Origin of the sequence: Solibacillus sp. FSL R7-0668, from assembly GCF_038006205.1 — a bacterium.
Taxonomy (GTDB): domain Bacteria; phylum Bacillota; class Bacilli; order Bacillales_A; family Planococcaceae; genus Solibacillus.
Window position 1 is genome coordinate 708,887 of sequence record NZ_JBBOUU010000001.1, and the last position, 23,644, is coordinate 732,530.

Here is a 23,644-nt window from a genome sequence, read left to right on the forward strand (position 1 = left end):
ATCAGAAAGTCCATACTAAAATGGTGTTTGAAGTGAATGTTTGTTATATTTTACATAGACAAAAATTTGCGAATGATGAGGTGTTCGTATGTTGAAGCAAGTAAAAATCTCTAACTTTAGAAATTTTGATGATGAAATAACAATCGATTTTTCAAAGGTTAAAGACTATTCATTTAATGAAGAATGTATTTCTAATGGATTGATTAATAAAGCGATTATTTATGGACGTAATGCGATGGGGAAATCTAATCTTGGAAAGGCAATTGTTGATATTCGTAGCCTATTAATTGATGATAATTTGGCACTTTCTAACTTTTTTAACGCATCTACTATTAAAAAAGTAGCGACTTTTCACTATGAATTTTTACTGGAGCAAGATGAGGTTGTCTATAGTTACCAGAAGAATAATCAGTGTGAAATGCTTTTTGAAGAACTATATATAAATAATAAAAAGGTTTTTTCCTATGATTTTCTAAATGAATCGGGTGATTTTGAAGGGCTGCAATTCTATGAGGGCACAAAAACATTAAATTTCACGTACTGGAAAAATAATAAGTCTGTATTAAAATACATTATGAATAATTCTGGCGGTGTAGAGGTTTTAGATAAGCTAATGCGGTTTGTGGGTGGTATGGCTGTAGTAAGACCTTCAGATGTCAGTGTGAAATTTGTAGGACCTCGACTTGTTGAAAAGGGCATTATCCAATCGTTAATTGAGGATAATTTAATAGAGGAATTCGAACAGTTTTTAGCGAGCTCCGGAATAGATTTACCTTTAAGTGTGGATGTTAAGCCAGATGGACAAAAAAGTTTATATATTCGATTTAATCAACCAATTGAATTTGTGACCTATGCATCGAGCGGTACATTAGCACTTTTAGGTCTGTTTAGAATTATAAAATCATTGGATTTAATTACTTTCCTGTATATAGATGAATTTGATGCGAATTTTCATTTTGAACTAGCTGAATATATATTAGAATATATTAAAAAGAATATATCCATTCAAATGTTAATTACAACGCATAACACGGATTTAATGAGTAATAAATATATGAGACCCGATTGCTATATGATATTAACGAATGGTAAGTTAATTCCGATTGCAGATGCAACAGAAAGAGAATTGAGACAGGGGCATAATCTAGAGAAATTATATCAAAGTGGAGAATTTAACTAGGGGAGGAGGGCTAGTATGGGGAGTCCAAGTGTATTGTTAGTAGTAGAGGGAAAAATAACAGAGAAAAAAATTATTCGAGCATTTTTATAGCTTGTATGGTTTGCAAAATGCATCTATTGTGGCGTATGGATCAACTCTGTATTCGATGTATAATCGGATGAAGAAAGAGTATCGTTTGCCAAGTAATCCACATAAGGTCGATTTTGAAAGTCTAGATTTAGTGCTTTTTCTTAATGAGCACTTGAAGTTGGATAGTGAAATCTTACTTCATGAAAAGGACTTTACTGATATTATTTTAATATTTGATTTTGATCCACAGGACCCTTCCTATTCTCCAAGTATATTAGAGGATATGTTACTGCATTTTGATGATTCGACAAGTAGTGGCAAGCTTTTTATTAATTATCCTATGGTAGAATCCTATAAAGATTTTAAAAGCCTACATGATCCAGATTTTGCAACGAGTACTGTAGATGCCCTAACATTAAAAACAAGGCATAAGGATAACAACCAATACAAAGCCTTAGTGAATGCGCGAAGTTTTGTAAACAATTGGAACCAAATAACGAAAACTGTCGGAAACTATATAATAAAGAGTAAGAAAGGGAAAATTGAGAGTTTGCTAGATATGACACATCGAACTGATATTTACAGAAACTTTTATACTTTTCAAACAAATCATTTTCGACAATATGATGAGGTTTATATTGTGAATACGAGCTTACTCCACTTATATGATGAATATGGCTTAATTGCAACAAATGATTAGTGCAGCCGTTTCCACAAAGTATTTATAAATCGTAAAAAGATTGTTAAAAAAAGGTTAATTGCTTTCTATCGAACAGTGTCGGAAATAGTTGTTGAAGTTAAAAAGGATATATACTGTGATTGATCATACTAAGGGCTTGGTTCGCAAGTAATATCAAAAAACTTTATCCACCAATTACACAAAATCATAAGAAAGGACTCCACTATTCAATGAGATGGAGTTCTTTTATTTAGGTTGAGAAATAGTTCAGAATTTATGAGTAAAATGATATAGTGAATTCAAGAACTATTGACACAAGGGGGATTCAAATGATTCATGAAATAAACCTTATTAAAATGCTCCAGTCTGTTGCGCCCCTAGACCGAGAATCAATTGTATATCTTGAAGGTTTAGTTGAAAATATTATGGCACTAGGCTTTGAATGCTTTGCGACTAAAAATCAGATTGCCTGTTATTATGAGGATATGGGCGTTGCTAAGTTAGTTATTGTTGTTTCGGAAGGTGAAACTAAAATAAATTTAGAAAAAATCAAGAAGAGTGAGCGCGAGCTGATTCAACAACAGTTTACGTATTTTAATGAATATTGGCGTGAATATCTTGCAGATTTTTCAATTGATCTTCAATGTGAAGAGGGGCGAGCTCAGTTAATTGATAGCCTAAGAAATATCCTAGAAATCTTTTTTGATGATTTATCCATTAACTTTCGAATAAATGAAATTGAATTTAAAGATTACCGTTCATTTAAAAATGAAAGTATCTTTTTTAATGAGAAATTAACAGTATTAATTGGACGCAATTCAAGTGGGAAAACAAGTGTTTTAGATGCAGCAGCCGTTGCGCTTGGCTCATTTTTAAGTGGAATTGATGAAGTTGTCGAGACAAAGACGATTGCCAAGGAAGACGTTCGGTTCTCGATTCAAGAAATAGAAGGCGCAAAAGTCGTAACGAATCATTCACCGACAAGCTTAATTTTTAATACAGATTTTATTAAGAAGCGGGTATCTTGGTCACGGACAAGAAATTCGCTCAATTCGACGAAATTAACGACAAAGGATTCGAATAAGGTCGTCAATCTCGTTCGTTTTTTAGTGGATGAAATAAGGAATAATCCAACGCGAAAGATTACATTACCTGTATTTTCTTATCACGGAAATGGTCGAGTAGCGAATTTCACGAGAGATATGAAGTTGCTTGAAAAGACGGAAAATATTTCGAGGTTTGTTGGTTATAAGGATTGTTTGAAGCCGGCCTCGAATTATAAGTTCTTTATCGCTTGGTATACGAAGATGCAGTACCGTGCGTTCATGTTAAATCGGAGAATCCCTACGCTAGATGCGATAACGAATTGTTTAGAAGAGGCACTAATTTATATGACGGCAGATGAGGTGTATCAGGTGGAACGCGTACTTTATTTAGAGGGCGCTTTGCATTTGGCATATGATACAGGAGAAATAATGCCGATTTCTCATTTAAGTGACGGTTATCAGGATGTGATTGGCATTATTTCGGATATTGCGTATCGTATGGTTATTTTAAATCCACATTTAGGTGATTCTGTTTTAGTGAATACACCTGGAGTTGTTTTGATTGATGAAATAGATGTGCATTTGCATCCAAAATGGCAGCAAAAGATTTTGCCGTTACTAAAAAGATTGTTTCCGGATGTACAGTTTATTACAACGACACATTCGCCGATTATTATTTCAACAACAGAAAGTAATGAGGCGTTGGAAATAGAGCTGGATGAGTCAAAGCAGCGTAAAAAAATTAGTGAAATCGGTGAACCAAAGGAATGGTATATATCGGATATTCTTACGACGGTATTTGATATAAAACAAGAACCTTTTGGTGGAAGTCCTGTGGAGACTGTTCATTTTAAGTTGGAGCAATTTAGTGATTGGGTGAAGGAATATTTAGTCGATCATCATTCGCACGAATTGCACATAATCGAGCAATTGCATGATGAGTTAGTAGGTAGTTTAGCTAAAAATTCACCACAATATAGAGCTGTAAAAAATTTAATGGGATTAATAAGTGACCATGAAGAAATTAACTAGAACACCCGATTTATTACCGGAAAAATTAAAGGATTCAAGTAAAAAAGCTGATTTGTATTTAAATTTGAGGGATCCAAAAACAAAGAAAATCCGTCCTCGATGGAATACAATTACTGAAAAGAAAGTTAAAATTGTAAGAGAGAATCTATCGAAGCTATCTGAAGAAGAATGTGCATATTGTGGGCGCCGGATTGTTGCGAGTGATTTGGATGTGGATCACTATTTACCTTCCTCAGAGTTCCCGTATTTGGCATATTGTTGGGAGAATTATTTGCCAAGCTGTAAAAGGTGTAACCAAGCGTTAAAAAGAGATTATGTTCCGCCAGCGTTAAAGGGGAAACAGATTATAGAATCCTGTATGGCAGCCACTCTAAAGTATGATTATGTTTATAATGCATCTCAGCTATATAAACTATCGAATTTAGAGAGGCTCATTAACCCCGCGTTTGATATAATAGAAGATCATTTGGAATTTAGCCCAGAATTTTTTTACTATAAAGCGAAGACAAAAATTGGCGAGAAAACAAATGAAATTTTCTTTGAGGATATACAATCCCAAAGATTTCTTGAGAAAATTAGTATTCTCGTAAAGGGTTTGGTAGCGCAAGGGGTAAATTGGTCTTCGATTCAAGACTTAATCGATACGTATGGATCATCGTATTATTATAAAAAATACTGGGAATATTGGATGGATGAAAAGTTGAATAATCGTTTATGATGATGTTTGAACTACCATTTATATGGTTCATCATCATAAGTTGGAGATGACATGCAAATTCAGTCATTTATGCATTCAATTCGTTTCAAAAATGCTTTATTATGTGCGTTCATACTGAGAAAAATGGTAAAATACGGTTAATCGAGCGTAAATTTCAAAAACCGAGCATAAAGTTCTCGAAAACGAGCGTAAAATTAAAAATTCGAGCATAAAGAATTCGAAACCGAGCGCAAAAATAGAATACCGAGCATATTTCCACGCAAAGTGGTCATGCATTCCGACTATCTATAAACGATTGTGAAAAACAACCCCATAATTCGGTGATGAGCCTATGATTTGTAAAAAAGTAAAGCCAAGCAGCCTACCTATTGGTAAGCTACTTGGCTCTTTTTACGCCTCCGCGTCGTTTCATTTCAAAGCCATATAAGTAAATTTCCGGGACGTTAATTCTTTTGTCTAAGCGAATTTCGATAATACCAAGGCATTGTTGTAATCATGCACTGAGTAGGTCCTATGATAGCGAACTCATGAATGTGACATTCTCGAAGAAAAGCAAGTATAAGTAAGATATTGAAACGGTAAGGAAATCTAGTAGTGATTTTTAGGTATTCGCAAATATATGTAGAATATCAATATCGCAAATAAACTCTGAAAATCGCAAATATCCCCACAATTTCGCAAATAAAATTCAAAAGTCGCAAATATCCCTTAAAACACACACATTTTGATAAATTTAGAATTGTCAAGTACTCAACGAATAATAAGAAACTCAAAGAATCGTGACGAAAAAGTGGATAATTCCAGTTGATTGTTGCGTATTTGTAGAAAATTCTGAAAAATAACGTTGCAAAACAGAACAACAAACTATAATATTAGTAATTAATAACAATTATATGGAAGGAAAAGGGGTGTAAATTCCTGTGACAAAAGTATATTTAGATGGCATTGCGTACAACCAATTTGGACATGATATATTTTTTACGCAACTCAATTTAAAAACATTGCTGGCACTTTTTGAAGTAGATAGTAATGTACAGCGGGAGATTGATCCCCAACGAAAATTGGAAATCCGCTCCTTCATTCTGGATAATGTCACACATAATCGCGATTTTCATTTCACATCATTTGTGTTTAGTAGTCGTGGTCAGATACAGCAAGATGAACAAGGCTATTACTTAGAATCTGGTAGTAAATTATATATTAGCGATGGCCAACATCGCGCATACAGCCTGGAATCAGCCTTACTATCATTAAAAAGTGCATTAGAGGCAGCTGTGTTTGTGAAGCATGAAGAAAAAATTATAATACTCCAAAAGCAAATTCGGTATCTTGAAGATTTTCCGATTAATATGCAGATTTATTTGGATTTAAGTATCAAGCAGGAGCAGCAAATGTTTAGTGATCTGAACACTGAGCGTAGAGAAGCGCATTCAGGTCAGCTGCTACAGTACGATCACCGTGATGCTTATAGTATCCTCACACGTCAATTAGCACAACGTTTACAAGGTCAAATCGATATTGAAATGAAGTCATCCCGTGTTGTCAGCAGTTCTTCTTCACTAACAACTCTTGTTATGATGAAGCGCTGTATTGTAGCCCTCTTTGACGGATTACTCATTCAAAATACAAATAAAAACACATTTTCACTTCCTCAACATGAAGTAGAGCAAATTGCTGAAGCATTCTTTATAAAATGGTTACAAATTTTTCCGAAGCAGGCGCATAAGCGTTTGCAATATGTAACAGGTTTAACAGGAATTCAAGTCGCATTAGCCCTTACCGTTCATCACCTCACGAAATCACATAAGTTATCCTATCAAGAAGCGATTGATAAATTAACCTATTTAAAACAGTGTAGCTGGAAGCACACAGATCCTATGTTCCAGTTTTTATATTCCCATGACAAAAAAAGCATTAGCGGGCACTCGAGTTCCTATGCGATTCGCCGTATTAAAGGTGAGTTTCTAAAAGTAATTGAAAAAGAAATGGCGGTGAATGTATGAATCAGCGCATAGCGATTTTTACCGTCCAGGAAATTGCCCAAATGGTGGAGCAACAAAAGATGATTTTGCGTAATACCGAACTTAGGCATACACGTAAAATTCGTCAATATGTCATGGAACAGTTTATGAACGGCGATATTTATATTCCGCCAATTACGGTTTCTAATAATAATGGTATTTATTATGTGATTGATGGTAACAGTAGAATTCGTGGTATTTTGGATATTTTACCTCAGCTAAGTCGCTTGATTTTAAGCGAGGATTTAGAAGAGCAAAAGAAAGCTACGCAGTTAAATGCCAGTCTTAGTGATGTCCCACTGGCCTTTCAAATTTATAGTGATTTTACGCAGCAAGAGCGTGAGCAATTGTATTTAGATGCTAATACAAAAGGAAAAAAGGTAGCGCTTTCAAAGCGGATTGCGTTTGATTCACGTAATACAATCAATATCGTAACAAATGAATTATTACAGCAACATGAGGCATTACGCTTTGCGGGTGTGGAGCAAGAAAAAGTAAGCATGAACCGACCAGCAAACAAAAATTTCCTATCTTTAAGTCAGCTTCGTGCCCTTATAGCGCTATTTATAGTGGGGAAGGAAGCCGAGTCTAATATTTATACGCAGCACGTAGACGAAGAGCTGATCGAAAGGCGTCTACCAGTTTTAAATGCATGGCTTGATGAATTGTTTAAGTTAGAGGGACCTGAAAAAATCGGGGATTATCATATATCTATTTTAGCCAGTTTTCTATTTGTTCGAGCCCTTGCTTATTATGCTCTAAAAGGGGAGGAATTTGTCGCAACCTCTAAAAAAGCAGATTATGTCCGTGGAAGGATGAAAATGCTTAAGCATATAAGCTGGGAAACCTGTCAGCCAATGTGGGAACGCTTTGATGGCAAATATAGAGGAACGAGCGGGCTCTACTTTGTGAATAGTAATAAAAAAACATTAAATCAAATTATTGAATGGCTATGCTCTGAAGGGGGGGATGTGCTATTACCGAGAAAGTAACACAAGTCGTTATTCAATAGGAAAAACCTCTGTATACAAGTCCTGGACAGACATGAGGTATACAAAGGTTTCCAGTGCAGGAGTATCCTGACTATGTTTAGTATACTCCTTTTTTTTGAAATTGCATATGTTTGAACACTAAAAAGGAGGCAAGAGTATGGATAACAAATCTCAAAAATTAATTACACATGAAACTCAAGTGATTTTTGAAACGGTTTATGAAGGGAAACAGGGTGTAGGGATTATTGAAAATGGTGTCTATCGTTTTGTTGAGGGATCGCTGGCACAGTATTTTGCTTATAACGAGGCACATTTTGTAACGAATTTGGCAGTAGCAAAACGCTTGGCAAAGGATATACTAGGTTCAAGCTATGCTGCACCCTATATTTTTTTAGATATGGTATGGGTACCTATTCAAATTTATAATCGCTCAGTTATTTTGTATATTGCGCTACACCATATTGAACGTGTTGACAGTGTGTCAAAGTATGAAACACTTGTTGATCTACGTTACGGGGTGAGGCTGAAGCTAGATGTTAGCAGAGGGTCGCTATGTACGAAGCTACTTGTTAGCTGCTTTCTAAAGGTTTTACTAGATGGACGAAAGCAATTTTTGGGTGGAATCGGGCATGTACGATCGGATGATTGTGAAATCGTAAAGGAGCAAGGAAGTGTTTATTACACAAAGAAGCGACAGAAATTAGATGATGAATAACTAGAAAAAAAGTAAGCTAGCACGTAATTTGCGCTAGCTTACTTTTTTATTTCTTTTTATCGTAATACATGCCATCCATTGTGCGGACATCTGCATACGGATTTGCGTATTGCTGTTCGTGCTTTTTCGAGTTTTGTAGCTCTTTGAGATCCGTTTTAACAGCGAGAAGAACAATATTCAGGCGCTCGCGAATTCCCTTATCAAGCTCAGCAAGGGTTACATGTAACTTATTTGAAGTATCCATCGTAAAACCCAATGTTCGCAATTCATCGATAATGATGCCACGCTGATCAAGTTTTTGTTGGATGTCTTCTATATAAGCGTCTCGTTCCTCACTTTTTGGAACTGTTGAAAGCTGTTCGAAAAGCTTAGCAGATACTTGGAGTAATTTTTGAGTTTGCTGTTCCATACGTTTGGACTCCATTTATTGTTGTGTTGCTCCGCTGAAGAATAGGCTGGATTGTTCGTTTGCTTTATTAATGGCTTTTTCCATTGCTGTGAACTGATTCCAATAACGTTGTTCAATCATTTTTAACTTGTCTTCCCAAGTTTTAATGCGGCTATTGGTACTATTCAAGTTACGTCCGATAGTGAATGTGTCATTCGCAGCTGATTCTCTGCCGGCCTTTACTTCAATGCTCTTTTGGAAGTTATCTAAAGAGCTACGCATTTGGTTAATGACACCTTTAGGCTCGCCCTCTCTGTCATTAGAAAATACTTTGAATACTGCTTCTTCATCTGCTAGTAAAGCTTCACGGAGCTTGTCTTTATCAAGCTCTAGTAAACCACCGTCACTGTATGTTTTTGTAGTCGTAATACCGATTTCACTTAATGTGTCGTATTTTTTCCCAGTATTCCCACCGTTTGAGTAAATGATTGAGCGTAGGTTTTGTAAGCCTGTTGATACTGTAGAGTCGCGACGGATAACACCGCTTTTCGCGATTTTTTCCCACTTTTCAATTTCGTCCTCAGACATATCCTTCTTCTGTTCTTCTGTTAATGGCGCATATTTACGGTTTTTCGTTTCGTTAATCGCACCATGTGTAGACTTGATGAACTCATTGTATTTGTTGACGAATTCTTCTATTTTATTGACGAAGTTGTCTACGTCTGTTGTTGCTTTTAGTGTGATTGGTGTTTGTTCGTTGTATGTTTTGTTTAATGTTACTGTGTAGCCGTTCAATTCGAATGTATTTGAATTACGCTCGATTTGGAGACCGTTGTATTCTAGTTTTGCGTTTTGACCAGCATCAACAACTATTGATGAGTCGTAGTTTTTATCTGCGATGTTCCCACCCGGATTAAAACCTAAGGCACCAAAGAAGTCACGTCCCTGCTGTGAATCTACAAACATACTTGTTTTTACAGAAGTTTTGTTGTCTCCTGTAATAATTGTCGTTGAACCAGATGTCGTATCAGAACTATTTACGAAAACTTCTCCGCTACCAGTCGCTTTTGTAGAAATTGATAGACTTCCACTATTTTGATCATAATAAGCATTAAGACCTGTACCAGAAGCGTTTAATTTAGAAACCATTGTTCCGATTGTATCTTCATCTGTAAGAGTAATCGATACATCTTCCATTTTGCCATTATCTTTTAAAACCTTCATTTTAATTTCATTAGTAGAACTATTTGCAAATAAGCCTGCCGTTTTATCAAAATCTTTAAGCTTTGTATTGCTTGGGGCTGGTTTACTTTGGTTACTGTCGTTAATAGTAAAGATATTCTCTGATTTGATTGTCGCTGCTGTTGCTAGTTGCTCAACCTTTGAAATTTGCAATGTACCCGCTGCACCAGCATTGGCAGTAGCTGTAATCGCATCATTCGTTGTTGTTACTGATTTTTTTATCAAGCTTGATTGTTTTAATGTATTGTCGAACATGTAATCGCTTAATGCTTTTGCGTTTTTGTTCATTGTACGGAAGGCATCACGCTGCCATTCGTATGTTTGCTTTTGCTGTTGTAATTTATCGAGTGGTGCGCGTTGTGCTTGCATCATTTTTGCAACGATGCTATCGATATCCATACCTGACGCTAAACCGCCGATTCTCATAAGTAAAACCTCCAGTAAATTGAATTAAATTTTTTCGTCCACAATCATACCCGCCATTTTTTGCATTTCATAAAATGCATCGAGCAGGCGCTGTGGTGGAATTTCTTTAATAACTTCTTCTGTTTGTGCATCGATTAAACGAACGTAATATTTGTCTAAACCCTCATGAAGTACAAACTTTGATGACTTTTGTGTTGTTTCAAGTATTTCATTCATTGTATCAATTGCTGGTAATAACTTTTCTTTTAAGGTTTCTTGATCTGTCACATTTTCTTGAGCTAACCTTGTAACAGTTACAGAAGCCTCAATAGATTGTTCATTATTAGTGACAGGCTCCGTTTCAGCAGGCGTTACCGCAGCTCCCGGATTTGCGGAAGCTTTTTGCTGAACGGTGAAGTCTGTGCTAGGCTGCGAAGTGATACGCATAAATTGTCCCTCCCAAAAATTGATTACCCATACTTAAAGCTATTATCGGCAATATTTTTGCATCATTGACTTATTTTAGAGAAAAGGGAGCAAAAATAGGAATTTTTTATAAGAATAATGATTTTAAAAATAGGTACAAAATCTTGGACAATTACCGATATAAGGTTTAAAAGTAAGTAGATTTTTCAACAGCTATTAGGAGGAAGATACATTGAGTAAAATCAAAAATAGAAAAAATAAAATTACTAAAGTAACAATGAGCACAGCGTTAGTAGCAAGTTCAATTTCTTTCGTTGCTCCTTTGGCATCGGCGGCACAGTTTGCAGATGTGAAGCAAACGAATACTCACTACGATGCGATTAACGAATTAGCAGGTCGTGGCATTATCAACGGTTATGAGGATGGTTTGTTTAGACCAGAAAATTTTGTGTCACGTGCACAGGCAGCAAAAATTATTGCTAAAACATTAAATTTAGATGTAAGTAATGTTGAAAATCCTCAATTTAAAGATGTGAATATAAACAGCGGATATTATCCTTATATCGCTGCTTTAGCAAATGCCGGCATCATTAATGGCTTTGATGGTAAATTTAATCCTTCTGGAAATATCACACGTGGCCAAATGTCAAAAATTATTGCCCGTGCTTTTGAACTAACTTCAACAGATGAATTGACGTTTAAAGATGTTCCGGCTGATCATGAGTTTGCGCCGTATATTAGTGCTTTAGCCGAAAAAGGTATTACATTAGGTACAGGAAACGGCAAATTTGCGATGCACGAACTTGTAACACGTGGTCAGCTAGCTTCTTTTGTGACACGTGCCGAAAAAGCAACAGCAGAGCCAGTCGTGACAACTGTTTCAGGTACAATAGATAAGATTTCTACTAATTCCGTACAAATTGATGGGAAAACATATCAAGTTTCAGAAACAGCAGATTTCTTAACTTCGGAAATTAATGAAGTAGCCTTGCAGGAAGCTGAAGTAATTGCAACAGTTAAAGATAATGTGATTACGCAAGTAGACGAACTAACAGTAGTAAATGGTGGACAATTTGACGCGCAAGGCTATTCTTTTGCAAAGTTATCACTTAATCAAACACTAACACATATATCCAATGTAAAGGCAACAGAGATTAATCATGAATTACCAACGTCTCGTGTTACATACGAAAATGTTTCAGCAGAAAAGCTAAATGCATACGCAGCAGCAGTTTCAGTGGCGTCATTAAATAATATGGTCGCAATTGAGCAGCAAACGGCATTGCAATTCCTAAACTCGATAATTAATACACTTCGATTAAACGCAAGGGCGGCAAATATCGAAGCCAACGCAGAATCAGCAATTCAAACAATTGATGCACCAAATACTTCGCAATTGAATTTAACAGGTGCATTCAATCGAGTTAATATCCCTGCGAGTGCACATATTGCCGGTAGAGGCTCTGTTCATTTATTGACGGCACCTGCGCAAAACTTACAGGGTATTACAGTTGCACCGGGATTTGTTATTCAACAGGTGAATCTTAATAATGTATTGTCTTCATGGAAAGAGGCACTTGATTTGCTAAATCAAAATCAAGGAAATTCTGGTCAAAACCAAGGGAATAATACAACAGATCCAGGTACTGATACAAACCCTGGAGATAATAACAATACGGGTGGAAATACAGATCCTGTACCTCCAATCGATACAACGGAACAAGATAAAATTACAGTAAACGGAATCGTGGCAAAGGTAAAAGAACAATTAGTGAATAGTTCTGCAACAAATGAAACAACTATGTCAGACATCAGCATGTTATTGAATGCATTAGCCACAGATGGTGCAACGATTACTTTAACCAAATACACAATGAATCAAGCACAGGTGAATCAAGCCGGATCTATAGAAATGGGCATTACGATTGTTAAAGGGAATGTGATAGAAACGTTTGAAACAGCTATAGCCATTGTAGCTTTACCAGAAGTACAAGATCCAGAAACACCGCCACAGGAAGGAAATGCTGAAGACCAAGCAGCAGTAAATACGGTATTAGCAGAAGTGACGACTGCGCTAGACCAACTTTCTGTAACGAATGAAACTACACAAACAACAATCGAAACAGTACTAATTGGATTTGAACAAAATGGTGTGGAAGTGTCATTGTCGAAATTTAATATGAACCAAGCTCAAATTGGAAAGATGGGTAATATTGACCTTGAGGTGACAATTCGTAAGGGTAGCGTGTTAGAAACAATTGTAGTATTGAAAGAAATTGCAGCTTTAGTTGAAGAACCACCAACACAATCGGGAGACCAGGACCAAGAGGTGGTCAACAATGCATTAGAAAAAGTACAACAATTACTAACGGATTTAGTGGTATCAAATGACATAAGTGATGATGCAATTAAAACAGCCTTAGCAGCACTTCAAGACGAGGGCGTTGTCATAACATTATCAAAATATAGTCTAGAAAAAGCTAAACCGGGTATACAAGGCAGTGTAACAGTTGGCGTAACAGTTAAAAAAGGTCAGGTAAGTGAAACATTTGAAACGACTAAAACTATTGAGGCATTGCCAGAAGTAGTAGATCCAGGCGATTCAGGAAATACTGAAGAGGCGGATAAGTTAGCGGTTCAGAGTGTTAAACAGGAGATTGAAGCTATATTAGCAAACGCAACCTATAGTAATCATACAGATGGAGTAGCCATTGAGGCTTTATGGCATGCTCTAGATAAGCAAGGGACAGCTGTTGGAATAAATAACTTCGTAAAAACAGAAGCGACGATTGATACAGCGGGTACAATTCGATTTGAAGTTAGCATTGTTAAAAACAATGTAAAGGAAATAATCGCTATTTCAAAGGAAATTGCAAAACTTAATGCTCCGCCGGCTACAGAGGAAGTATTTACTAGTGTTCCTGTACTAGATGAAAATCAAATGATTCAATTTGGTGGTGAAGAGAGAAGAGTTGAGCAGGCTTCCATTCAAGCACTTCAATCATTACAGGTAATGGAATCAACTAATCAAGGTGCTATACAGTTAGTAATGGGAACGTCAGGTGATGGAGAAACAGTTGCGTTACAAGCAGTTACAATCAATGCTCACGCAGGCACAGAAGTGCTTAACTTTAACGACATCCCAGCAAATGTAGGTGTAGCAATTATCGGGGATGATGTTACAGAAATTCAAAATCTCCAAAATACGCAAAGTGTAACAATCGAAACAGCTGGAGCGATTGCCTTTACGGGTGATACGAATTTAAATGACATTACATTAACAAATGCAACAGATGTTACAGGTCTTGTAGCAGGCCGATTATTTGCGCAAAATTCAGTTGGAATGACATTTGATGCGTCGACATCAATAGCTACAGCAGAATTTACTGGTGTCGATGCAGTATCAGGCTTAAATGCAACAACAGCAGTATTTGAAACGAATAGTAGTTTAGGTCTATCAAATGTGAAAGCCTCTACCATAACGATTAATGACAAATCTACAGTAGCATCGAATTCATTTGCACGTGTAGCGGCGATGGGTGCTGTAGCGAATACATCGACAATTAAAATAACAGTTGAAGGCTCTACAGCGGAGGATTTCATCATTAGCCGTGAGGATGCTATTGTAGATATTCAAAAAAATAATGTGATTTCTAATGTAACAATTAAATCAAATAATACAAGCTTAGTTATGAGTGAAATTGGCTCATTAAGCGTAGAGGCAGGCGTTTCCTATTTACGCTTAGGTACAACTGATCAACAGGCAAAAATTAGCAAACTCGATTTAGACTTGGCAAATGATGTGCATCTTGTAGGAAATGCTGTGATTGCTCAATTAAATATTGCACGCACAAATACAGCTGCAAAGGTAAAAACAGATTCAACAATTACATTTACCAATACAAATAATCCGGATGCGATTGAATCTGCAACTACTTATACATTAGTGCCAGGTACGATCTTAGGACGATATACAATTCCTAGTCTTCCTGCTAATACGTATTACTCATTATTAACACATAACAATACGCCAGCAGCAACAATGCCGATTGGACAACTTAAGAAGTATACGACATATATGTTCCTAGATTCGACGATTAAGCAAGTTGCGCTCTACGATAGCTCTGGAAAAAATATTTCGTCTATCATAACAGATCCACTAACTCGACCTGCTATGGATGTATTTGATATTAGTGTGAGTTCAACTACATCAAAAGTGTTGATTAATGTCACGACACCAAATTTATCTGAATTAGCATCACGCTTTAAACATTTTGCAGTATTTACACATGGTAATACTTCTGGAGGCTATCGTGTATCAGAAGTATTATTTGAACGTGGCACTTTCTCAAGCGACTTTAAAATTACACCAAAATCTAATCCGCCGCATTTATTAGAAGTTCCTGCTGGATCAGTAAGTTCCATATCCAATGTTGTAATTGTAGCTTCAGGTTATGTTTATGATTCTATTTCGAGTAAGAATAAGGATCAAAAAATAGAGGTTTTAAAATCATTAGCTCAGCATGCAAAAACTAATAATGATCACAGTATTTTATATGATTATTTAACGACAACGATTGCGGTGGATGGTAAAACATACGATAGTATTTTCATGGATTCGATTATCGATGAACTATTGTCTAACTCGATAACGACAATTGATGGCTTAATCCAATTTATAGAAAATAAAGGGTCATCCGTAACTTATAATAAAATTGTTTCAATAAGTGAATTATTGTTAAACGGAGATATAGTAGAAGTAAAAGGTGATGGAACAAACTCGAAGGTCAATATTGAAGGTTCTAATCTCCTTATTAACTCATTAGCAGATGGAACAGAAATTGTTACATTCAAAGACAGTGCTGGTAATTCTTCGATGTTAAAGGTAGTAGTTAATACTGCAGAATCGGATGAAAATAAAATTAAAGTAGAGCTTATTAAAACAGAAGTTTCTGCAAATACAGAGATTTTATCCGGTGATGCGCGCTTAGCCACAAAGGATGGTAAAACTTATTTAATTCCAGCTACATTGGGCAATGAAACGATTATTTATACGCCAAACGCTTCAAGTTCAGTGGTAGGTACATTTGAAAAAGCGAAAACAGATGGAAATAATGATTACCAACTAAGTAATGTAACACTGGTTAATGTATCGAAAGAAGCTTTAAATTTAACTGGCGATATTGCACGTCAAACACTAACAAAGAGTGGCTATGTAACAACGGATAATGAAATTCATTTCTACGTAATAGATTCTAATGCTACTGGTTTATTAGATCAGTACAATATTACAGCAGGTGGTAAATCAACTGCTGTAGCATTAGTTGAAAATGCGGGTGCTGTTTCTGCGACTGTTGCGACGAAGCAATTTGATGTAGCAGACTTAGCAATAGGTCAGGTGAAATCGATTGAACCGACTACTGCTAACACAACAATGCATACGAGATTTACAGCAAATGAGGTAGCTATATTTGCAGAGAAAAATAGTAAAAACTCTACATTTAAAGTAACATCGCAAGACAATAAGATTTCATTAATCAATGCTGTTGCTTCAGCAAACTCTGCGGTAGAGCTAGTAAATTCAACGGTTGTTAAGGTAGATTTAACGGATAAATTAAATGGGGCATCTATTATTGCACCTAAAACAGCTGCTGGTGATTTAAAAGAAGACATTATTCGCTTTGTAGGCAATGTTGCATATGCGACAGGAACAGGAAAGCAGCGAGTTGTACTATCGAACGGTAAGCAGCTTGAGGTGGAAGTTGTTCAGCAAGCGACAGAATACGTTATGACCATCGATGATACGCTGAGTCAGACATCAATTGAGGCGGCTGATTTAGATTTACAAAATATTAGTACTATTCAAGTGAATGGTACATCGGCAACAGCTGTGAATGTAAATAATACGTATCTATCAATTACAGCAATGGCTAATCAAAGCGGTAAAGTAGAACTTATTGTAACGGATAGCGATGGTAAAAAGGCAGTTGTTTATGTAAATGTTACAAATGGTGCATTAGTTGATATTGATACGGTTACTGTCGGCGATCAGCTATACCGAGTGGCGAAAATATCTATTGATAAAGCTGACTTAGGATTTGCTGGAGATATTCAATCCATTTCAGAGCGAACAGAAGTGGCACGTGGTGTAAGTAAAGTGGATGTAGCAACAATTTATGCAACAGGTGCAGGCTACGCAACATTTACAGTATTAAGCACAGATAATAAAAAAGCGTTAGTAAACATCGAGGCTTCAAAATCTAGTACAACAAATGAAATAGAAGCGAAAGCAACGGTTGTAAAACATGATACAACGAATGTAGCAACAGGTGGCTTAGACAAAGCAATTGCAGCAGATGCAGTGGGTGCTGGCATTGTACGTATTGAAGGCAATGTTCTTTACGCATTAAAAGAAGGGTCAGTTGATTTAGCGATTGCAGGTGAGTCGAAATTATTCTACCGCATCAGTGTTGTAAAAGATGAAACAACAGGCCAGTATTCGTTTACAGCGCCAGAGCTTGTTTCAAAAGCAGTTTATACAGCAACAGAGCTGGGTTTAACGGATATTACATCAGCGAGTTCATCGGATGAAGCAATTGCAACAGTAGATTACGCATCAAATAAAATTACCATTACAACCCAATCTAAGGATGACGCAGGTCTAATTACAGTAAACGGACCAAATGGCCAAGCGTTCATTTATATGAATAAAACAGGTAATACATTATATACTGAAATCGAAAAAGCAACTGCTAAAGTAGATGTAAGTACAGGTGGCTTATCAAATGTTAGTAGTTTAAAAGAATGGACAAATGAGGGAATTGTGCGTTCATATGAAGCAGGAACAGTTTTAGATTTCTTCGTAGTACAAAATGGTAATACATCGTATAAAGTGACAGACACTGCGGGCAAAACAACGATTATTAACTTACCTGTGACAAATAATCTAGTAGGGCATCGTGAAATTGAAGCGAAAGTAGTCAAAGAAGAAGTCGGTTCAAAATCAGGTAACCCAGAAATAATTACGCCACAGGACGGTGAAATTATTTCTGGTACTTCCGTTCGTTTATATAAAGAAGCAGATGCCAAGCAATATGCGTACGCTATTAAGACAGGTGATACATTAGTTAAATTAGCTGATGGTACGCTTGTTAAATATGTAGTATCCATTTCAAATGGTTTATATGAGCTAACATCTGAAACAGTAACAAATGGGGTAACGAAAACAGATACTGATCTAGATTTAAATGGTAACTTAACAATTACAGGAATCGATAGCACGATTGCGGCAGCAGTAGCAGTTGGTAAATCGATTACATTCCATGGTCAAGTTCAAGATGGCGTAACAACAGCTCTTGTAACAGATGGTACTAAAACAGTGCGTGTGAGAATTACCATTGTAGCTGGTTCGATGACAGTAGAACCGATTAAGCACATATTCAATACAGGAATTACAGCGATTAATATTCATGAAACAGCAAAGGATATTGCGTGGATCTCTCCAGATGGTAGTTCGATTTACCTGTTAAAAGAAGGTGTGTTCCGCTATATTGAGCATGATTCAAATTCAAATACGAAAATAGTAAAACAATTAACGATTACAAAAGCAGGAACAGATTATACAGTAGCAGGTCCTGTTGAAGTAAATAGTGTTGTAAAAACGGCGGCAGACTTAGGGCTTGTAAACGCATTGCAGGTTCAAGGAGGCTACAATACAGATGTTGTATATGCAGGTATGGTAGGTACCGATTTTGTTGCTTACCAAACGGGTATAGGCCGTACAGATGTGACGGTAAAGGATGGGCAAGGTCAATCTACCCTTCTTCATATGGATGCAGATGCGACACTCGTAGCAACAATTGCTGTAGCAGAAAAAGCGGATAATACCGTGTTTACTTTTGCAAAAGAAGATTATGATTTAACGGATTTGGTGAATATTACAATTGCGAACGCGGAGATTGCGCAAAAGCATAGTACAAATAACCAGCTCTATCTATTAAAAGCAGGTACGACGTATGCAACGTTAGATGATGGTGCTGGCAACAAGGCATTAGTCTCCATTACGGTTACAAAACCAGCTGATAAGTTAGTAGCAACAGTGAAAACGATTGTAAAAACAGCATCAGAACTAGCGGTAGGTGCAACAACGGTTTCGGCATTACCAGGTGCACAAACGGATACTTCAATTGTGCGCGTAGCAGGTAATAAAGTATATGCAGTGGGTGCCGGGGAAACGAAAGTTAAGTTAGATAATCAAATTGTAACGGTAATCGTAAAAGAAGAGGCAAATGCGTATTCAATCACATTAGGTACGGTAGCGAACTTTATTGAAATACCGATTGGTGATGGCACGTATACATTAGCCGACCTGACAAATACAAACGCTGTTGTGATTACAAAGGATGATAAAGGTACCGCTGCTGATAAAACGGATGATCAATTAATTATTTCAGTAAACGCAGCAAATGGTGCATTAGATTTAACAATTACAGATAATACAGGTAAGAAAACAGTTCATCATATTAAGGTTGAAAATAATATCATTACAAAACCTCCAGTAACTGCTGTAAAAGTGTTAACGACATCTATTGCCGATCTGGGATTAGCAAATATAGACAACGATGTGGTTCAGTTACATGGAGCAAACTTACATTTATTAAAAGAAGGTAAGGCAGCGTTAGAAGGTTCGAACGGTCTTGTTAATGTCAACGTAACACGTAATACTGCAACGAAATATTTAGAGGTTGCACAATCAATTGTTCAAAAAGAAATTAAAGAAACAATTACGGCTGATACGAATTATGCATTTGTAGAGGAAGATGGAAAGAAATATATTCGTGCGTTACAAGAAACGAATACACCATCTATTTACTACACGACAAATTACCGAATTGCTGCGAATACACAGCTAGTGAATGATGAATATGTGTTAACAGTGGAAGAACGTCATAAACAGGAGGTAGATTTTGCAAGCTATGGATTAACAGGTGCATTAACATTGCATTCGGAAAATGAAGATCTTGCGAAGGCAGAGCTTACAGCTGACAATAAGTTAGTTATATATGCAGGTGCAGGCCAAATAACACCAACAGGTACAACAACGATTACAGCAAAGGACGCGTCAAACAAACAAATTACAATTAAAGTAACGCGTGCAGAAGACGGTAAGATTAGCTATGTAGTTCAAGGTCAAGTAGATGCAATAAAATTTGCAGATATTAACGTAACAGATGTAGCTACGAAACCAGTAACGGTAGAAGGGCATAATGAAGCGATTGTACAAGCGACTGTAACTGCAACGGGAATTTCACTTTCTGCTCAAACAACAGGCACAACAAGCCTACTTATTAAACAAGATAATGTAGTGAAAGCAATCGTCAATATTACAGTAGCGGATGGGAAAGCTGTAGCTACAGTTGTGAAGTATGATGGTACGGGCTTACAGGATGTTATTACAGGCGATGCTAATATTGTTCGTCAAGAAGGAACAGTATATTACGCGACTGGAGAAGGTGTTGTACTTTATGACAAAGGGACAACAGCAACACAATTACGCATCGTAAAAAATACGGAAACAAATCTATATTCAATTACGCCAACAAGCTTTGCATTAGCGAAAGGCGCAACAAATTTAGACTTAACGATTAATGGATCGACAACAGTAAATATTTCTAACTCAAGTGTTGTAGATGCCTATGTTGCAAATGGTGCGCTTTATATTGTCGGTAAGTCTTTAGGAAGTACAGATATTTTAGTGACAACTGGTGCCGATAAAGCGGTTGTTCATGCACATATGACAGCGAGTGGCTTAACAGCAAATGTGGTGAATAGCTTTACATCAACAGACACGTTTACAGGTACATTTGAAGGAAATCAATGGGTTCAAGTTCGTAACGATAAGCTATACGCATTAGCAGTTAAAACATCAACTATTAAAGCGGATGACACACTTGTAACTGCTGAAGTAACGCGTAATATTGATACAAATGAATTTGATGTGAAGTTAACGCGTGTGAAACATAAGTTTAATTCTGCTGTAACATTAGTTAGTGATGCAGGTGCTACTGAGGATGCGGTTATTAAAATTAACGGCGATACAATTTATGCGAAAGCTGTTGGAAAAACGCAAGTATTTGAAAACGGTACTGTACGTAATATCGAAGTAATTGCAAATGCAGACGGTACTTACAAAATTGCTGTCACGGAAGCTAAAGTACAAAAAATTATTACAGGTGCAGATTTAGGCTTAACGTTATCTGCTTCATCAAATGTAGAGATTCATGCAATTGCAGGGTCGAATATTTTAGAAACACAAGTTATCGACAATAACTTATACATTTACGCGCTTGGAACTGGTACAGCTGAACTTGTTATTGATGGCAAGACGATAGTTCATGTGTCTATTTCATCATCAAATAATGTGTTGGCAATTGCGGAACCACAGATTGCCAAAGCAACAATTACAACAGGAACGATTGAAAATATAGACCCTACTGATGGGAAAATTCGCATCGACGGAAATGCGATTTATGGCTTGCAAGAAGGCGTTTCAATAGTTAAAAAAACGGAATCTGGTAAGGCGACATTACACAAAGTTCTAGTAGTACGTGAGAATAATGTATTAAAAGTATCGACATCAGTAATAGAAAAGGCTTTCTTAACGGGTGATTTAACGGCTATTGATAATACAATCGTTCGTGGAGGCAATGGCAAGCTGATTGCTAAAGCTACAGGCGAAGAAACATTTATCCATGATGGAGTAACATACCGAGTTGAAGTAGATGCTGCAACTGGTGATATGAATATTGAAGTGTTACAAACAGATGTGATTGATTTAAGTTCAGTATTAGCTTCAATTACAGGTACGCCTTCATCAACGTTGTTACAAATAACTATGGATGGATCGAAGCTAAATGTAACGGCTGATAAAGAAGGTACAGAAATTATCGAAGTTTCCGGTAAATCTGTAGCAGGCCCTGACAGTACAATTCATGTGAAAGTAGTTGTTACAAAAGAAGGCACAGTATATAAAATTGCCTATGAGCTTATTCGAACAGAGCTTACGACAACGCAATTAGGGTTCCATCCTGTAAGTGTGACACCAATCACGAATGGCTATGTAAAAATAGATGGTTCAAGTATTGTCATTTACCCAGGCAAGCAAGATGGTAGTACTATTACGAAAAAACAATATTTCACAGTGTCAGGAAATGGCGGTACACAGGCAATTTATAGCTTAGATCTTGATGGTATTACATTAGTTTCAAATGTAGTTTCTGGTTATAAAGTGGAGCCATTACACCGAGATATAATGGTTTCAGAATTACAAATGAACCCAGTACAGGTTGCGATTGATGGAACAGCGAAATATTCAATTAAAACGAAGAATGGACAAGAAGTATTAGAGGTTGTATTAAATAATACTAATAAATCTTATATTATTGTTCGAAGTGAAGATGGCTCATACAAATCAATCGAGGTTCAAGCTACGGAAAATGGAGCGAATGATTATACGACCAGTCATACAATTCACGGTACGATGGCATTAAGTAAGGTGACGAATATGTCTCCAACGGGTAATGTAAAATCCGTAAATGATGGATCAAAATCAGTACTATATGCAACAGCTGCTGGTAAGTTTGCATATGAGGAAGATGGCAAGCTATACAATGCTGAAGTGACTGAATCCAATGGTAAATTTAGCTTTACTACCGGCCAAGTTGTTACGGTAGCATTAACGAATCCTCGATTAGTAGACGGTGAGTTAAATATTCAAGTAGATAGCTCAGGTACGAATGCGATATCAAAAGTTGGTGAAGCAATTTATGCAACGGATAGTGGCTACAAGAAGGTAACCGCAACATTAAATGTTAATCAACAAGTGGAGGCTATAATAGAGGATGTACCTTCTAAGACATTACCTAATACAGTCGTAAGTGCAACAATATTAAAAGCGCCAGCATCAATTAAACTAGATGGAACTACTGTTTTTGGTGGTACGGTTGCAGAATTTGCTGATACTGTAGATGCTAAAGATAAAGTCATTATTGTTTCAACAGTTGATGGTGATGGCCGAGTAACGCTTTATAAAGCGATAGGTGAAGTTGATACAGCTACTAATGAAGTGAGCTATGTATTTACTGCGATTACTAGTGATATTTTTGCTGATATAGATTGGGTAAATTCAACAAATTATACGGTTACAAAAATTGATGGTGAGTCTGTAGCTCGTGTGAAGGATAATAAAGTATACTTCATTGGCGCAGGAGAGGCTTTAATTATATTTAAATCAGAGACTGGTTTAGAAAGAACCGTAAAATATGAAGTTAATCCAGATACGTTTGAAGTAACTGTAACAAAAGCAGAAAATGTTATTTATTTCACTCGTGAACAAGTGACGGATACGAGAATTAATTTAACATTTGATTTAAATGTCACTAATTTCCCAGATGGAGTAGATAATTTTATTGTAGCTCCAAAGGACCCACAGGTAATTACAGGAGTTACGAGACAAGATAAAAATAAAATCTTAATTAAAACTAATGAAATAGGTGCAGCAGATAATAGTGAGACTTCCGGTAATCTCTATATTCAATTACCTGAATTTTCATTTGCACAAGATATTACAGTAGCGTTGAAGGTGAAAAAGGAAGGTGAAGGATACACAATAACCTTTGATTCGACGGACTTTAAATTTATTCAAAAAACAAATTAATAACTAATAATGTAGC

Annotated in this window: 11 protein-coding genes; 8 read left to right on the top strand and 3 right to left on the bottom strand. The window is 36.5% G+C overall.

The genetic code is table 11. The annotated features are described in order from the left end of the window. Positions 1–88 precede the first annotated feature (88 nt). From MKX47_RS03285 to MKX47_RS03315, 7 genes are all read left to right on the top strand, one after another. Positions 89–1,180 (top strand): AAA family ATPase, encoded by a 1,092-nt coding sequence (locus MKX47_RS03285; RefSeq protein WP_340771082.1) that lies wholly within the window; start codon positions 89–91, stop codon positions 1,178–1,180. A 247-nt stretch (positions 1,181–1,427) separates the two neighbouring features. After that, a complete protein-coding gene (locus MKX47_RS03290; protein WP_340771083.1) occupies positions 1,428–1,949 on the top strand; it encodes a hypothetical protein in 522 nt (173 codons plus the stop codon). Positions 1,950–2,257: 308 nt separating this feature from the next. Next, a complete protein-coding gene (locus MKX47_RS03295; RefSeq protein WP_340771086.1) occupies positions 2,258–4,006 on the top strand; it encodes an AAA family ATPase in 1,749 nt (582 codons plus the stop codon). After that, positions 3,990–4,724, top strand: a complete 735-nt coding sequence (locus MKX47_RS03300; RefSeq protein ID WP_340777700.1) for an HNH endonuclease — start codon at positions 3,990–3,992, stop codon at positions 4,722–4,724. Before MKX47_RS03295 ends, MKX47_RS03300 begins: the two co-directional genes overlap by 17 nt. Positions 4,725–5,644: 920 nt before the next feature. Next, the gene (locus MKX47_RS03305) at positions 5,645–6,727 is read left to right on the top strand and encodes a DNA sulfur modification protein DndB (protein ID WP_340771088.1); all 1,083 of its coding nucleotides are present in this window, start codon (positions 5,645–5,647) and stop codon (positions 6,725–6,727) included. Beyond that, positions 6,724–7,737, top strand: a complete 1,014-nt coding sequence (locus MKX47_RS03310) for a DNA sulfur modification protein DndB (protein WP_340771090.1) — start codon at positions 6,724–6,726, stop codon at positions 7,735–7,737. Before MKX47_RS03305 ends, MKX47_RS03310 begins: the two co-directional genes overlap by 4 nt. A 157-nt stretch (positions 7,738–7,894) precedes the next feature. Next, positions 7,895–8,452, top strand: coding sequence for a competence protein ComK (locus tag MKX47_RS03315; protein WP_340771093.1), 558 nt, complete (start codon positions 7,895–7,897; stop codon positions 8,450–8,452). A 46-nt stretch (positions 8,453–8,498) separates the two neighbouring features. On the opposite strand, the gene MKX47_RS03320 is transcribed toward MKX47_RS03315, so the two are convergent. The 3 genes from MKX47_RS03320 to MKX47_RS03330 are packed head-to-tail and all read right to left on the bottom strand — an operon-like array spanning position 8,499 to position 10,934. Next, positions 8,499–8,861 carry a flagellar protein FliT gene (locus MKX47_RS03320; protein ID WP_340771095.1) on the bottom strand — a complete coding sequence of 121 codons (363 nt, stop codon included), beginning with the start codon at positions 8,859–8,861 and terminating at the stop codon, positions 8,499–8,501. A 15-nt stretch (positions 8,862–8,876) separates the two neighbouring features. Then, the gene (fliD, locus tag MKX47_RS03325; protein ID WP_340771097.1) at positions 8,877–10,508 is read right to left on the bottom strand and encodes a flagellar filament capping protein FliD; all 1,632 of its coding nucleotides are present in this window, start codon (positions 10,506–10,508) and stop codon (positions 8,877–8,879) included. Between the two features lie 24 nt (positions 10,509–10,532). Next, positions 10,533–10,934, bottom strand: coding sequence for a flagellar protein FlaG (locus tag MKX47_RS03330; RefSeq protein ID WP_340771098.1), 402 nt, complete (start codon positions 10,932–10,934; stop codon positions 10,533–10,535). Positions 10,935–11,145: 211 nt separating this feature from the next. On the opposite strand from MKX47_RS03330, the gene MKX47_RS03335 reads away from it, so the two are divergent. After that, entirely contained in the window at positions 11,146–23,628 is a 12,483-nt protein-coding gene (locus MKX47_RS03335) for an S-layer homology domain-containing protein (protein ID WP_340771100.1), read from the top strand. Positions 23,629–23,644: the final 16 nt, after the last annotated feature.

Bases quoted from the DNA above. Each gene is read 5' to 3' on its own strand.
- MKX47_RS03285 (WP_340771082.1), top strand. From the start codon at position 89: ATGTTGAAGCAAGTAAAAATCTCTAACTTTAGAAATTTTGATGATGAA.
- MKX47_RS03330 (WP_340771098.1), bottom strand. From the start codon at position 10,934: ATGCGTATCACTTCGCAGCCTAGCACAGACTTCACCGTTCAGCAAAAA.
- MKX47_RS03320 (WP_340771095.1), bottom strand. From the start codon at position 8,861: ATGGAACAGCAAACTCAAAAATTACTCCAAGTATCTGCTAAGCTTTTC.
- MKX47_RS03310 (WP_340771090.1), top strand. From the start codon at position 6,724: ATGAATCAGCGCATAGCGATTTTTACCGTCCAGGAAATTGCCCAAATG.
- MKX47_RS03315 (WP_340771093.1), top strand. From the start codon at position 7,895: ATGGATAACAAATCTCAAAAATTAATTACACATGAAACTCAAGTGATT.
- MKX47_RS03295 (WP_340771086.1), top strand. From the start codon at position 2,258: ATGATTCATGAAATAAACCTTATTAAAATGCTCCAGTCTGTTGCGCCC.
- fliD (WP_340771097.1), bottom strand. From the start codon at position 10,508: ATGAGAATCGGCGGTTTAGCGTCAGGTATGGATATCGATAGCATCGTT.
- MKX47_RS03300 (WP_340777700.1), top strand. From the start codon at position 3,990: ATGAAGAAATTAACTAGAACACCCGATTTATTACCGGAAAAATTAAAG.